11 protein-coding genes are annotated in these 12,421 nt (G+C 69.7%); 2 read left to right on the forward strand and 9 right to left on the reverse strand.

Translation table 11 applies throughout. The annotated features are described in order from the left end of the window. Positions 1-16: 16 nt before the first annotated feature. The 9 genes from ABD143_RS34755 to ABD143_RS34795 form a co-directional block, all read right to left on the reverse strand. Positions 17-1,162: a DegT/DnrJ/EryC1/StrS family aminotransferase gene (locus ABD143_RS34755; RefSeq protein ID WP_343987206.1), complete on the reverse strand. Its 1,146-nt coding sequence runs from the start codon at positions 1,160-1,162 to the stop codon at positions 17-19. A gap of 35 nt (positions 1,163-1,197) precedes the next feature. Further along, a complete protein-coding gene (locus ABD143_RS34760) occupies positions 1,198-2,193 on the reverse strand; it encodes an SDR family NAD(P)-dependent oxidoreductase (protein ID WP_343986851.1) in 996 nt (331 codons plus the stop codon). Next, positions 2,190-3,272: a Gfo/Idh/MocA family protein gene (locus ABD143_RS34765; RefSeq protein ID WP_343986854.1), complete on the reverse strand. Its 1,083-nt coding sequence runs from the start codon at positions 3,270-3,272 to the stop codon at positions 2,190-2,192. The genes ABD143_RS34760 and ABD143_RS34765 overlap by 4 nt, the downstream gene beginning before the upstream one ends. Before the next feature lie 597 nt (positions 3,273-3,869). Next, a complete protein-coding gene (locus ABD143_RS34770; protein WP_343986857.1) occupies positions 3,870-4,124 on the reverse strand; it encodes a DUF6510 family protein in 255 nt (84 codons plus the stop codon). Next, positions 4,121-4,876 carry a ferredoxin reductase gene (locus ABD143_RS34775; protein ID WP_343986860.1) on the reverse strand — a complete coding sequence of 252 codons (756 nt, stop codon included), beginning with the start codon at positions 4,874-4,876 and terminating at the stop codon, positions 4,121-4,123. The genes ABD143_RS34770 and ABD143_RS34775 overlap by 4 nt, the downstream gene beginning before the upstream one ends. After that, positions 4,846-5,448 (reverse strand): sulfite oxidase-like oxidoreductase, encoded by a 603-nt coding sequence (locus ABD143_RS34780; protein ID WP_343986863.1) that lies wholly within the window; start codon positions 5,446-5,448, stop codon positions 4,846-4,848. The genes ABD143_RS34775 and ABD143_RS34780 overlap by 31 nt, the downstream gene beginning before the upstream one ends. A gap of 284 nt (positions 5,449-5,732) precedes the next feature. Next, entirely contained in the window at positions 5,733-7,454 is a 1,722-nt protein-coding gene (locus ABD143_RS34785) for a SpoIIE family protein phosphatase (protein WP_343986865.1), read from the reverse strand. A gap of 39 nt (positions 7,455-7,493) precedes the next feature. Then, positions 7,494-7,688, reverse strand: a complete 195-nt coding sequence (locus ABD143_RS34790) for a hypothetical protein (protein ID WP_343986868.1) — start codon at positions 7,686-7,688, stop codon at positions 7,494-7,496. Positions 7,689-8,332: 644 nt separating this feature from the next. Next, positions 8,333-9,628: a LysR family transcriptional regulator gene (locus tag ABD143_RS34795; protein WP_343986871.1), complete on the reverse strand. Its 1,296-nt coding sequence runs from the start codon at positions 9,626-9,628 to the stop codon at positions 8,333-8,335. Between ABD143_RS34795 and ABD143_RS34800 the strand changes: the two genes are divergently transcribed. Together ABD143_RS34800 and ABD143_RS34805 are read left to right on the forward strand one after the other, a co-directional pair. Further along, a complete protein-coding gene (locus tag ABD143_RS34800; RefSeq protein WP_343986874.1) occupies positions 9,516-10,850 on the forward strand; it encodes an ABC transporter substrate-binding protein in 1,335 nt (444 codons plus the stop codon). The genes ABD143_RS34795 and ABD143_RS34800 overlap by 113 nt on opposite strands. Before the next feature lie 193 nt (positions 10,851-11,043). Next, complete coding sequence (locus ABD143_RS34805) at positions 11,044-12,405, forward strand: ABC transporter substrate-binding protein (protein ID WP_343986877.1); 1,362 nt, start codon at positions 11,044-11,046, stop codon at positions 12,403-12,405. Positions 12,406-12,421: the final 16 nt, after the last annotated feature.

Genomic DNA, 12,421 nt, shown 5'->3' on the forward strand with positions numbered 1-12,421 from the left:
GTGTTGGTGGGGCGGATCAGCGGTAGGACGGGGACGGGGACGGGGCCGTCAGGCCGACAGCGGCAGCCAGGGCCGCCACGACGGTGCCCTGCTCGTCGTCGGTCAGGTCGTGGTGCAGCGGAAGGATCAGCGACCGCGTCGTGAGGTGCTCGGTGACGGGCAGGGGTCCGTGCGGGTGCCCCGCGTACGCCGGCTCCCGATGGGCGGCCATGATCCCGCGGCGGGCCGACACACCCGCCTCGGCCAGGGCGGTGAGCACGTCGGCGACCGGCGGCGCCGAGTCGGGGAGCACCACCCAGAAGGACTGGAAGTTGGACGTCCCGCCCTCGGGATCGCGCACCGTGGGGAGGCCGAGGGGAGCCAGCAGAGCCGTGTAGCGGGCTGCGAGCTCCCGGCGGCGGGCCACGATGCCGGGTAGACGGCGCAGCTGGACCAGGCCCATCGCCGCCTGGATGTCCGTGAGGCGGTAGTTGAACGCCGTCTCCGCGTACTCCTCCACGGAGTTGCGTCCGGCCGCATGCCGGTCGGCGGCGGAGACGGTCATCCCGTGCTCGCGAAGGCGTCGCAGCCGTGCGGCGAGCTCCGCGTCGTCGGTGGTGATCATTCCGCCTTCGCCGGTGGTGAGCAGCTTGCGGGGGTGGAACGACCAGGCCGACATCAGCGCGCCGGTGCCCACCGGCCGTCCGCCCCATGTGGACCCCATCGCGCAGGCCGCGTCCTCCACCACGGGGATGTCGCTGCAGGCCGCGCGAATTGCCGCCACGTCGGCCGGGACACCGGCCTGGTGCACCACCAGCACAGCGCGCGTCCGCGGCGTGCGGACCGCGGTCACCGTCTCGGCGGTCAGGTTGCCGGTCATCGGGTCCACGTCGGCGAACACCGGCACGGCGCCGCAGTACCGCACCGCGTTGGCCGTGGCGATGAACGACAGCGAAGGCACGACGACCTCGTCGCCCGGTCCGATGCCGAGCGCGTGCAGAGCCAGATGCAGCGCGGTCGTGCAGGACGACGTCGCGACGCCGTGGGCGGCGCCGACGGACGCCGCGATCGCCCGCTCGAACTCGGCCACGCGCGGCCCCTGGGCGACCCAGCCGGATCGTACGACGTCGGCGACGGCCTGGGCCTCCTCCTCGCCGAGCAACGGGCGCATCACCGGGATCATGGTCACCTCTCAGATGGCGTTCGACGGAAGACCGGTCAGCCGGCGGCCGGCGCGGCTGCTGTAGGGCTCCACCAGGCGACCAGGTCGGTCAGACCCTCCGCGAGGTCGATCCGCGGAGCCCACCCCAGGTCTCTCGCGGCAGCGGAGATGTCGGCAAGCCGCCGGGTCACCCCGTTGACCGCCCGTTCGGGCCCGTGCTCGGGGCGCAGGTCGGAGCCCATGGCCGCGAGCAGCGCGGCGGCGAGCTCGGCGAGGCTGGTCTCGGTGGCGGTGGCGATGTTGTAGACGGTGTCGGTGACGTCGGCGCGCGCGGCGAGCAGGTTCGCCCGGGCGATGTCGTGGACGTGCACGAAGTCCATCGTCTGGAGGCCGTCACCGAAGATCAGCGGCGGCTCACCGCGCGAGATCCGCTCCATCCACCGGATGAGGACCTCGGTGTAGACACCGTGGGTGTCCATGCGCGGGCCGTAGACATTGAAGTAACGCAGCGCGACGTAGTCCAGCCCGTTCATGGCGTGGAAGCTTCGCAGCATGCCCTCGTTGAAGGCCTTCGCGGCGCCGTAGAACGTGTCGTTGTTGTAGGGGTGGTGGCGCTCGGTGGTCGGGAAGGTCTCGGCCAGCCCGTACACCGACGCCGACGAGGACGCCACGACCTTCTTGACCCCGGCGGCCACCGCGGCCTCGATCACGTTGAAGGTGCCGTCGACCAGGGACTCGAGTGCGAGGCGGGGCTGCTCGGCGCACTGGGTGATGCGCAGCGCCGCGAGGTGGAACACCACGTCGATGCCAGCGGTGAGGTCCCGCACGAGTGCCGGGTCGCTGATGTCGCCGGTGACGACGGTGAGGCGCTCGCCGCCGGTGGACTGGGCCTCGGCGAGGTTGTCCATCCGCCCGCGCGCGAAGTTGTCGAGGACGACGACCTCGGCAGCCTCGGCCTCGAGGAGCTGGTCGACCACGTGGGATCCGATCGTGCCCGCACCCCCGGTGACGAGGATGCGCTGTCCGGCGAGCGGCTGGCCGGTGGTGGTCACAGGGAGATCTCCTCGGGGGAACGCGCGAGGTCGGTCAGTACGGGCATGGAAACGCCGCCCTGCTGCATGCTGGCCGTGGCGGCCTCGAGCAGGGCGAGGACCTTCAGTCCGGAGCGGCCGTCGGTGAGCGGCGCCCGTCGGTGCGTGATCGACTCGGCGAACTCCTCCATCACCGAGCGCAGCGCCTCCTTGTCAGTCAGCGCGGGCGCGACCATGTCTCCTGTGCGGTAGGAGACGATCGTGGCCGCACGGGCGTCGCGACCCAGCTCGGCGGGATCGGCGCGGTCGACGCCCCGGTCGTACACCGACAGCCGCTGGAGCGGGTTGAGGTCGTCCCACACCACGGTTCGTGCCGAGCCGCCGACCACGATGGTGCGGATCTTGGTCGGGGAGAGCCAGTTGACGTGGATGTGCGCCATGGCGCCTGTGTTCATCTGGATGTTGAGGTGGCCCACGCAGGCGCGGCCGGCGCCGACGGGGTCCGAGCCCTGCGCCGAGACGGAGACCGGCGATACGCCCTCGGGGAGAATCGACAGGAAGATCGACAGATCGTGTGGCGCGAGGTCCCAGAGCACATCGACGTCGCGCTGGACGAGGCCGAGGTTGATCCGTACGGAGTCGAGATACTGCAGGTCGCCCAGCCCACCGGTGCGGATCAGGTCCCGCAGGTACTGGGCCGAAGGCGTGTAGCAATAGGTGTGGTCGAGCATCAGGACGAGGCCGCGCTCTTCGGCCGCCTCGACGAGCTCGCGGCCCTCGACGAAGCTCGCCGCGAGCGGCTTCTCGACCAGGACGTGCTTGTCCGCCTCGATCGCGGCCATCACGACGGCGTAGTGGGTCGCGGCAGGGGTTGCGACGACAACCGCGTCCACGGCCGGGTCGGCCAGGACTTCGTCGAGTGATGCAGAGGCGCGGACGGTCGAGTACTGCCCGAGCACGCGGCGGGCGCGCTCGATGTCGATGTCACAGAGGTACTCCAGGCGGAACGCCGGGGTTGCTTGGGCGTTGCGCACCAGGTTGGGACCCCAATAGCCGGCCCCGACGACCGCGAGGCCGATGGGACGCTGTGCGGTCTTCACACGTTCCTCCTCCGGCGCTGTCAGCGGGCGCCGATCGCTCTCTCCTTGGCCACGACGTTCGCGCGTCGCGCACGACCGAACTCCGCGACGCGCAGACGCGCGCTCAGCAACCGGGAGACGCAGATGTGTTCGGACACCGGCGCGCTGGGGAGCTTCCCGGTTTTCCGCGGCGGGCCACCCGCCGCTGCTCGATCGCGCCTTCCCCGCGCTGATCGCTTCGGCCCGACGTTACAACGTCAGCTCAGGCACCCGCTGCCCGGCTCCTCTCGCCAGGCATCACGCCGGGCGCCCGCGGCTCGAGGACCGTCAGGAGGCGCAACAAGTCAGGGCGAGGGAGCGCAACGGCTGTTGCGTGCATGATGGCCTATCGGCGAGATCGGGACCGCGTTACCGCGGACAAGCCTGAGGTCTGCCGACAGATCGGGCTTCGCCCGACCTTGGACTCTGGCCCAGCGGATCGGTGCCGGACGCCTGTATCGGACGCGGGTGGCGAGGCCGTCCGAGATCGCGCCGAGGCGCGAGCGTCCTGCTGGGGGAGCGAAGCGCGGCATGCACGCGCCACCTACTTGCTCATTTCAGGAAGGAGGAGTTCTCCGCTCACCCGTGTTCGAGCGCCGCGATGCCCTGCAGGTCGACGCACCGGATCCCGCGGATCTCGACGATCACCGCCATCAGGGCCTCGCAGCTGCTGCACCGGGCGACCACGCCGGGCGCCTGCAGGTAGACCGCGAGCTCACCGAGGGGACGCATCGACCCGCAGCTCGCGCAGGTCCCCATCGCCGTCGTCATCTCCTGCCCGAACACGTCGAAGAGCTCGCCCGCGATGGCGTTGCCGTCCAGCCGCGTCGTCATGCCGAACCTCCTGTCCCGCCGAAGCGTTCGAGCCGGATCCGACCGGGCTCGTGCCCGAGTGCGACCAGGGCACTCGCGGCCGTCTCCACGAAGTCCGTCGGACCGCAGGCGTACACGAGGGGGCGTTCAGCCGGTGGCCAGGCGACCTCGGCGAGGAGCTCCTGGTCGATCCGGCGCCGGTAGCCGCGCCACCCCTCCGGTTGTTCGCGCGTGAGCGTGAAGCGGACGTCGATCTCGCCGTCCCGGGCGAACCGCGTCAGCTCCTCGCGGTAGACGACGTCGGGAAGCGTGCGGGCCGAGTACAGCAGCCGCACCGGTACTGTGCTGCCGTCCGTGCGGTGGTGGCGCAGCATCGAGCGGAACGGCACCACTCCGGAGCCGCCGGCGATGAGGAGCAGCGGGCCGCCGAGCGCCGCCTCCCAGACGAAGTAGCCGCCGACGGGACCGCGCAGCTCCAGCTCGTCCCCGATACGGAGCTCGTCGACGAGGTAGGGCGAGACCTCGCCGTCGTCGAGGCGCTCGACGGTGAGCACGAGCCGGCCGTCCTCGGGCGCCGAAGCGATCGAATAGCTCCGCTGCGCCTGGTAGCCGTCCTCGGCCGTCAGGCGCACGTCGACGTGCTGGCCAGCACGGTGCCCGGACCAGCCCGGCACGTCGAGGGCGATGCTCCGTGTCCGCGGCGTCTCCGCGACGAGCCCCTCGACGGTGCCGACTTGCCAGTTCAGTCGCCGGCGTAGCGCTGTTCTCTCCATGGGTCTCCGTAGTTGTGGTAGCCGTACCGCTCCCAGAAGCCGGGCTCGTCGTCGTCGCGCAGCTCGAGGCCGCGCACCCACTTCGCGCTCTTCCAGAAGTAGAGGTGCGGCACCAGCAGCCGGGCCGGCCCGCCATGTTCCGGCTCGAGCGGCTCGCCGTCGTACTCGTAGGCGACCCACGCCTTGCCGCCCGTGAGGTCCTCCAGCGGGAGGTTGGTCGTGTAGCCGCCGTCACTGAAGGCGAGCACGTAGTCCGCCGCGGTCTCGACGCGATCGAGCAGCGTGTCGAGCGAGATCCCGGTCCAGGACGACCCGAGCTTCGACCACTTGGTGACGCAGTGGATGTCGACCGTGACCGTCACGCTCGGCAGCGCGTGCAGCTCGTCCCACGTCCAGGAGACCGGCTGGTCGAGTGCCCCGCGGATCGCGAAGGTCCAATCCGCGAGCGGCGTATGGGGTGTCGGCCCCGCCGAGAGCACGGGAAAGCCGCTGGTGACGTACTGCCCCGGCGGGACGCGCGCCGAGTCGGCCTCGGCTTCACGCCTGCCGCGGAATCCTCGCGTGAATCGCATCAGCACACCTACTGCTCGGAGGCAGGGCGACGAGCTTGCGCAGCACCGCCCCCAGCTTGCGCGCCTCCGCCGCCTCGTGACAGATACGAGCGTGGGACACCCGGACCACGATCGCACCCGTGTTCACCCGAGTGCGACACGGGACGCTGCCGGGTCAGTGACGGAGCCGGCGCCGCGAGGTGATGCCGAGCTTGGTGAGTGGTGGTCCTGGTCGAGCACGAACTTCCGCGGATCCAGCGTGCCTCGTGCGTGGTAGCTCGCCGGGTGTCGGGGTCGAAGACCCGTCAGCGTGGTGAGGACCGGGCTGTCGTTGGAAGGGCCTCGACGACGTCGGCGAGCTGGTTCAGCGCGGTCAGCGTCAGGACCTGGTGGGAGGCGGTGCCGGTGGGGGCGATCAGCCACAGCCGGTGACCGTCTGCGGCCATCTGCTCGGCCAGTAGGTGCAGCAACTGGACGCCGGCGCTGGCCAAGTGGCTCACGCTGGTGAGATCGACGGTGAGCGGAAGCAGCCCGCCCCGGCTGGTCTCCCGCAGGTGCTGGTTCAGTTCGGCAGCAGTACTGAGATCGATCGGCCCGTGTACCGCCATATGCGGCGGGCTGTAATCGATGATCTCGACGCGGAAACCGGCCTCGCCGGACGCGGCGGTGCCCGGCGGGCTGGGGCGGTCGAGGCCGACGGTGGGCCGGCGGCTCAGCTCGCGGTCCATGAGAACGGTTGTGCCGGTCTCGGTGCTGTCGATCTCCACTATGTCCATGGAGCCGCGGATCAGCGCGAAGCCCCGTCCGCGGTTGCCTGGATGGGGCGATGGGTGTGTCCAGCGACCGGTGTCCGTGATCGTCATGCAGGCCCGTCCGGCTCGGTCGAGCAGCCCCTCCACACGCACCGATCCCGTGTCGTCACGGTATGCGTGTTCAAGGACGTTGCTGACGGCCTCGAGCACGGCGAGCTGGATGGCGAGCGTGTCCTCGTTGCTTCCGCCCAGCGCGTTCAACCAGTCGTCGAGCCGTGGTCGCAATGTGGCCAGTGCGCCGGGGAACGCCGGCAGATCAGCGTGGAACTGCTGGGGCCGGGTGCCGGTCCACCCGACCGCCAGCAGGGTCACGTCATCGGTGTGGCCGTCGCGGGTCATGCGCTCCGCGGTCAGCTCGCAGACGCGGTCAGTGGCGGCAGCGGCAATCGTTGGCTGCGTGTCACAGGTCCGCAGGTCTTCCACGACGACCCGCAGCTGATCCATGCCCTGCTGCAGCGGTCGGTCGGGGCGCTCGACCAGGCCGTCGGTGTAAAGCAGCACCATGTCGCCGGCCTGCAGCCACACCGACTGCACCGGGACCGGGGCGGTGGTAGCGGTGACGCCGAGCGGGCCCCCGCCACCGACGGGCAGGTAGCGGGCCTGCCCGCGGGCGGCCAGGACCAGCGGCGGTGGATGCCCGCAGCTGGCGTAGTCCAGCCGGCCGTCGGCGGGGTCCAGCACGGCCAGACACACGGTGCTGGCCGCCGCTCCCGGCACCCGGGTGACGAAACGGTCCAGCCGGGCCAGCACCTCGGGGAGCTCGGAACCCTGGAGCAGGAGCTCCATCAGCACCGCCCGCAGCTGGCCCATCACCGCCGAGGCCCGCGGGCCGGAGCCGACAACGTCGCCGACGACCAACCCGACCCGCCCGTCGCCGAGCGGCACCGCGTCGAACCAGTCACCGCCGGCGCCCTGTTCACGCTCGGCGACCAGGTAGTAGGCCGCGATCCCCAGCCCGGGCAGCACCGGCAACCGCGCCGGCAGCAGATTGCGTTGCAGAGCCATCACCACATCCAGCGCCGGCTGGTAATGCTGTTCGAATGCGGTGGCCTGAGCCTCAGCCGGCTGTCGGGCGGACGCCACGTCGGTCACCTGCATCGCGTGAACCACGACCCCGCGCGCCGTCCCGTCGTCGGGACGGGTGGGCACCACCGTGATGTCCAGGTAGAACTCCTCGCCCCGACCATCACCATTGTTGTCCGCCAGGACGCGCAACTCGCGCCCGGAGACCGCGTTCCCGCTGGTGTAGACACGCTATTCCCTCCGGTCGGACCCACCTCGAACCTGATCGCAGGTTCGCTCTACGCCCTCCCATACCCGGCGGGCCTGCGGATCCTGAGCGATCCAGATCGCCGCCGCCGCAGCCGCCCCCGTGTCGCCGTGTTCGGCCAGAACCTGCAGTTCCACGAGACGATCGATCCACTGTGGGTGGACCGGCTCGTCGTTCACGAGCTCCGTGGTCGTGCGTGCGGCGAGGTCGTCTCGGTTCATTGGTTCCTCTCGTGTTGGGTTGCCGACATCGTTCGTCCATCGATCGAGGTCGGGTCGGGGCCGGCCGGGCGGGCACGCGCCCGCCCCGCCGGCCCCATCGACGTGGTACCGGAACCGCGTTCAAGGTCTGCAGTTCGAGTGCCACCAGTTACCCGGTCGGCTGCGGTGCCTCGCTCCGTAGTCGGTAGATGAGCGGGCCGGTCTGGTCCGGCCGAGCCGGCACGCGCTGGGGCGCGGGGATGTCGTCGGTCAGTGTTTGCGGCGTGACTACTCGGTCGGCGTCCAGTGGCATCCCGAGCAACACGAAGGCGCCGTAGGTTCGCTGAGTGCGGTCAACGGTGGTCCGCCCCCGTAGCATCGGTCCCCGGTGGACCTGCTGCACTGGCGGTTGCTGTAGGGGCCTACGGTCGTGGCCATACGTCGTGTACTCCGAGGGTCTGTCGGTTGCGCACCGGACATCAGGTACGACCACCCTGGGTTGCTCGGGGTAGACGCATCAAGGACCGCTCGCTACAGCATTGTGTAGCTGAGCTTCACGACGCCACCGCACCACTCGATTGCATCCGCGCTTTCGTTGACGAAGCCCGTGGGCAATGGAAGCCTCACCCGTGATCGCTGGACCGCCACCCGGCGCGGGCGGCGGTGTGCACGGCCAGCTCGGCGAACTCCCAGATCCACACGTTCCGCGCAAAGACCGACCACATCGGTGCCAGCCAGAACGGCGGCAGGCCGGTGAGCGGCACCAGCACTATGTCGGACCGCAGCAAGGCCGCGGGAACCCGCGTGGGGGTGATGTGGGCGATCTTCTCGTGGGCCACAATCGTGAGAGCCTCCTCCAGAAAGCCGTCGGTCATCCGCCGCACCCGGTGGATCGGTCGCCCAGACGGAGTGGCCGGCGGGGTCCAGGCGTCGGCGAACCGCCGGGTCACCGGGGGTGGGTAGAGCAGGTCGTGGTCGGCGAGCTCCTCGATGTCGACCACGTTGTGACCGGCTAGCGCGTGCTCGGTCGCGACCAGCACCGATCGCGGCTCACGCAGGATCACCGGGCCGACCTGCACCCGCGGCAGACCCAAGGCGTCGGGCTGGGCTGGGAACCAGCTGACGAACACATCGTCGCGCGGCTGGTCGCACCATTCGCGGTGATGCAGCGACGGATAGGCGTAGCTCACGAGCGTGACGTGCGTGTGCTTCTCGGCCCAGCCGCGCACCAGGGCCGCGACCACCTCTTCGCGCAAGGAGTTGGCGAAGAGGACCTGCAGACTGCCCTGCGCCTCCCGGCCGGCCGCGCGCTGGGCTCTGCGCACCGCATCTTCCAGCTGTTGGGAGGCCGGGCGCACCTCCTCGAACAGGGTCTGGCCCAGCGCGGTGAGCTGCACTGTGCGACTGGTCCGCTCGAACAGTGGCGCGCCGATGCGGCGCTCGAGGGCGCGAATCGACTGGCTCACCCGCGACGTCGTCAGGTGCAGTCGCGCCGCGGCCCGGCCGAAATGCAGTTCCTCGGCGACCGCGAGGAACACCTCGAGCTCCCGCGTCTTCTCCATCCCCATCACGGCCCTACATCGGAGCACATCGTCCCATGGGGATACCCAACCGTGAAGCTCGGCGACACGAGGCTGTAGCGAGCCGGCCGCGCGCGACCCCAGTTTTCCTCCTCCTGACAAAAAATGGCAGCTTTGCTCGCACAGCATCTGCGCCCGTGCCAGGTTGGGCGTGGCGCTCGTGTGGGCGATGCTCCGCTCGCGAGCACCCGGGAGGAGAGCCATGAAAGGCTCGGTGCGCCTTGGTTTGATCACAATTCTGTTCGCGATCGCCGGATCGCTCCTGGCCGGCTGCGCGGGTGGCGACAAGGGTGCGCAGTCGAACTCCCGCGGCTCGATCAACGTCGCGATCGTCGCCAACCCGCACACAAAGGATCTTGCGCGTCTCACGCCGTCGCTCTTCACGGCGCAGAGCCACATCAACGTGAACTACACGATCCTCGACGAGGGCACCTTGCGTGAGGTCATCACGAGCCGTGGGCCGGCCGGGGGCCCCCGGTTCGACGCCGTGATGATCGGCCCGTACGAGGCCCCGCAGTTCGGCAGAGACGGTCACATCAGGGACCTCACACCCATGGCCTCCTCGGACCCGGCCTACGCCCTGGACGACATCATCCCGTCGGTACGGAACGCCCTGTCGTATCAGGGCAAGCTGTACGCAGCGCCGTTCTACGGGGAGTCGTCGTTTCTGATGTATCGCAAGGATGTCCTCGCGGACACCGGCATCGAGATGCCGGCACATCCCACCTGGACGCAGGTGGCCGACATCGCGCGGAGGATCGACACGCCCGAGAGGGCCGGCATCTGCCTGCGCGGCAAGCCGGGCTGGGGCGAGCTCGGCGCTACGTTCGGCACCGTGCTGAACACGTTCGGTGGAACGTGGTGGTCTGCCAAGCCGGACGGCTCGGTGGACAAGGCGATGGTCGACCAGCCGGAGTTCCGGGAGGCGCTCCAGTTCTACGTCGACCTCGTCAGGGAGGCGGGCGAGCCCCGCGCCGCCACCGCGGCCTACAGCCAGTGCCTCGAGCAGTACCTGAGCGGCAAGGTGGCGATGTGGTACGACGCGACCGTCGCCGCCGGCCTGCTCGAAGCCGACAACAGTGATGTGAAGGGGAAGAACGGCTACGCCGCCGCCCCGGTCGAACGGACGAAGGCGTCGGGATGGCTCTGGTCGTGGGCGCTGGCCATTCCGACATCGTCGATGAACACGGACTTGGCGTGGAGCTACATCGCATGGGCGGCCGGACCACACTACGTCAGAGAGGTGGGGACGCGGATTGCCGGCGGGTGGGCTGCCATCCCTCCGGGCACGCGCCGCTCGACCTACGAGATCCCCGAGTACCAGAAGGCCGCCCGCGCGTTCGCCTCCTCGACGCTGGCCGCGATCGAGTCGGCGCCGGTCGACAACCCGGGCACCACGAAGCGGCCGGGCGTGCCGGCAGTCAGCGGTGTCGGCATCCCCGAGTTTCCGGACGTCGGCAACCAGTGCACCGAGCAGTTCGCGGCCGTGATCGCCGGCAGGTCGTCGGTCGATGCGGCGCTCGCAAACTGCCAGGCGATCGCTTCCCGGGTGGGTCGGTGACCCGTGCGCCCGCGACAGATTGCACTGGTGGCGCTGATTCTGGCGGTGGCGGTTGCGGGCTTCATCGTCGCGCGCATGCTCGCTCCTGACAAAACAATGGCAGCTTTGCTCGCACAGCGTCTGCGCCCGTGCCAGGTTGGGCGTGGCGCTCGTGTGGGCGATGCTCCGCTCGCGAGCACCCGGGAGGAGAGCCATGAAAGGCACGGTGCGCCTTGGTTTGATCACAGTTGTGTTCGCGATCGTCGAATCGCTCCTGGCCGGCTGCGCGGGCGGTGGCGACAAGGGTGCGCAGTCGAACTCCGGCGGCTCGATCAACGTCGCGATAGTCGCCAACCCTCAAGTGCAGGATCTTGCGCGTCTCACGCCGTCGCTCTTCACAGCGCAGAGCCACATCAACGTGAACTACACGATCCTCGACGAGGGCACCTTGCGTGAGGTCATCACGAGCGGCGCGCGGGATGGGGGCCACCAGTACGACGTCGTGATGATCGGCCCGTACGAGGCGCCGCAGTTCGGCAAGGACGGCTACATCACCGACCTCACGCCCATGGCCTCCTCCGACAAGGCCTATTACCTCGACGACGTCATCCCGTCGGTGCGGAAGGCACTGTCGTTCAACGGCAAGCTTTACGCGTCGCCGTTCTACGGGGAGTCGTCGTTCTTGATGTACCGCAGGGACATCTTGGTCGACGCCGGCATCGAGATGCCGGCTCATCCCACGTGGACCCAGGTCGCGCAGATCGCCCGGAGGATCAACACGCCCGCCATGGCCGGTATATGCCTGCGCGGCAAGCCGGGCTGGGGCGAGCTCGGCGCTACGTTCGGCACCGTGCTGAACACGTTCGGTGGCACGTGGTGGTCGGCCACGCCGGACGGCTCGGTGGACAAGGCGATGGTCGACCAGCCTCAGTTCCGGGAAGCGCTCGAGTTCTACGTCGACCTCGTCAGGGAGGCGGGCGAGCCCCGCGCGGCCACCGCGGCCTACAACCAGTGCCTCGCGCAGTACCTGAGCGGCAAGGTCGCCATGTGGTACGACGCGACGGTGGCCGCCGGCCTGCTCGAGGCCGCCGACAGCGACGTGAAGGGCAAGAACGGCTACGCCGCCGCCCCGGTCGAACTGACGAAGGCGTCGGGATGGCTCTGGTCGTGGGCGCTGGCGATTCCGACATCGTCGAGGAACATGGACTTGGCGTGGAGCTACGTCGCGTGGGCGAGCGGACCGCAGTACATCAGCGAGGCGGGGACGCGGGTTCCTGGCGGGTGGGCGGCCATCCCGCCGGGTACGCGCCGGTCCACATACGATATTCCTGACTACCAGAACGCCGCCCGCGCATTCGCCCAGCCGACGCTCGACGCCATCGAAACTGCGCCGGTCGACAACCCCGGGACGACCAAGCGGCCCGGCAACCCCGGCGTCTTCTACGTAGGCATCCCCCAGTTCCAGGACGTCGGCAACCAGTGCACCGAGCAGTTCGCGGCCGTGATCGCCGGCAGGTCGTCGGTCGATGCGGCGCTCGCAAACTGCCAGGCGATCGCTTCCCGGGTGGGTCGGTGACCCGTGCGCCCGCGAC

It is taken from the genome of Pseudonocardia aurantiaca (assembly GCF_039526725.1).
Taxonomy (GTDB): Bacteria; Actinomycetota; Actinomycetes; order Mycobacteriales; family Pseudonocardiaceae; genus Pseudonocardia; species Pseudonocardia aurantiaca.

Coding starts and splice junctions, on each gene's coding strand:
- ABD143_RS34755 (WP_343987206.1), bottom strand. CDS start 1,162: ATGATCCCGGTGATGCGCCCGTTGCTCGGCGAGGAGGAGGCCCAGGCC.
- ABD143_RS34770 (WP_343986857.1), bottom strand. CDS start 4,124: ATGACGACGCGGCTGGACGGCAACGCCATCGCGGGCGAGCTCTTCGAC.
- ABD143_RS34775 (WP_343986860.1), bottom strand. CDS start 4,876: ATGGAGAGAACAGCGCTACGCCGGCGACTGAACTGGCAAGTCGGCACC.
- ABD143_RS34780 (WP_343986863.1), bottom strand. CDS start 5,448: ATGCGATTCACGCGAGGATTCCGCGGCAGGCGTGAAGCCGAGGCCGAC.
- ABD143_RS34805 (WP_343986877.1), top strand. CDS start 11,044: ATGAAAGGCACGGTGCGCCTTGGTTTGATCACAGTTGTGTTCGCGATC.